This is a genomic window from Acinetobacter sp. YH12023 (genome assembly GCF_013420135.1).
Classification (GTDB): domain Bacteria; phylum Pseudomonadota; class Gammaproteobacteria; order Pseudomonadales; family Moraxellaceae; genus Acinetobacter; species Acinetobacter amyesii.
In genome coordinates, this window is sequence record NZ_VOYU01000036.1 from 1 (window position 1) to 1,206 (window position 1,206).

A 1,206-nucleotide genomic window follows, 5' to 3' on the forward strand; every position below is an offset into this window, starting at 1 on the left:
CCCATCGAGGTGAAACCGGCTGTGAGCGCGGGTTCAAGCATATAGCCCGACAGGCGCGTATCCTTGCCGATCACGACACGATGGCGGTGGTCACCGCGACGAAAGACACGGCCAGCCGCCATGCCGACGCGCAAGGCGGTTTCCGCCGTCATCGCGCCTTCGTTGGCTTTGCCACGAATACCGTCTGTGCCGAAATATTTGCGCACCATAAGGTCGATTATCCTGTCGTCGGGTCGCCCTCAAAGGGGACATGCCTGCTGAACCGCGAATATAGAGAAATATCCCGAATGTGCAGTTAACGAATTCTTGCGGTTTCTTTCAGCGCCGCCAATACCGCCAGCCCGTCGCGCAAGGGGCGCGGCTCGTGTGTGCGGATGAAGTCAGCTCCACCTGCGGCGGCGGCAAGCTCTGCAGCGAGTGTCGCGGCCCCGACATCCCCCGGACCACGGCCTGTGAGCGCGCGCAGAAAGGATTTGCGCGAAACAGACAGAAGCACCGGCAAATCGAAGCGCAGCCGCAATTCATCGAACCGCGCCAGCACCGAGAGCGAGGTTTCGGGAGCAGCCCCCAGAAAAAACCCCATGCCGGGATCAAGGACAAGGCGGTTGCGTTTGATACCGGCACCCGTCAGCGCCGCGATGCGCGCGTCAAAGAACGCCGCAATGTGATCCATGATGTCGCCAGCGGGTGCCTCGCGCCGATCTGCCTGCCCGTCTTGCACCGAATGCATAACGACGAGTTTGGCAGATGATTTCGCCAATTGCGGATAGAACGCAGCGTCTGGAAAACCGCGAATATCATTGAGATAGGCCACACCACGCGACAAGGCATAGGCTTGCGTCGCGGGTTGATAACTGTCGAGCGAGACGGGAATGCCATCTGCCTTGAGCGCGTCCAGCACCGGCGCGATACGCGCGATTTCTGTGTCGGACGAAACAGGCGCGGCGTCGGGATTGCTGGATGCCGGACCGAGGTCGATCACATCTGCCCCCTCGGCCATCAGCTTACGCGCCTGCGCAATGGCTGCGTCTGGCGCCAGATACCGGCCTCCATCGGAGAAACTGTCCGAGGTTATGTTGACGATGCCGAAAATGATGAGCGATTTATTCATGGGGGCTTCTATAATAATAATAATCGAGCATGAGTCTCATACGGATGCTCGGGTCGAAAGGGAATCCCCAGGCGAGTAACCTGTTTGCGGTGATC

At 59.5% G+C, this 1,206-nt stretch carries 1 protein-coding gene and 1 pseudogene; both read right to left on the minus strand.

Features of this window, described 5'->3' with window-relative positions; translation table 11 throughout:
- Nucleotides 1-209, minus strand: a pseudogene (glmM, locus tag FTT92_RS16580) (phosphoglucosamine mutase); the annotation flags it as partial.
- 86 nt (nt 210-295) lie between these two features.
- On the minus strand, nt 296-1,111 hold the full coding sequence (sul2, locus tag FTT92_RS16585; RefSeq protein ID WP_001043260.1) for a sulfonamide-resistant dihydropteroate synthase Sul2: 816 nt from the start codon (nt 1,109-1,111) through the stop codon (nt 296-298).
- Nucleotides 1,112-1,206: the final 95 nt, after the last annotated feature.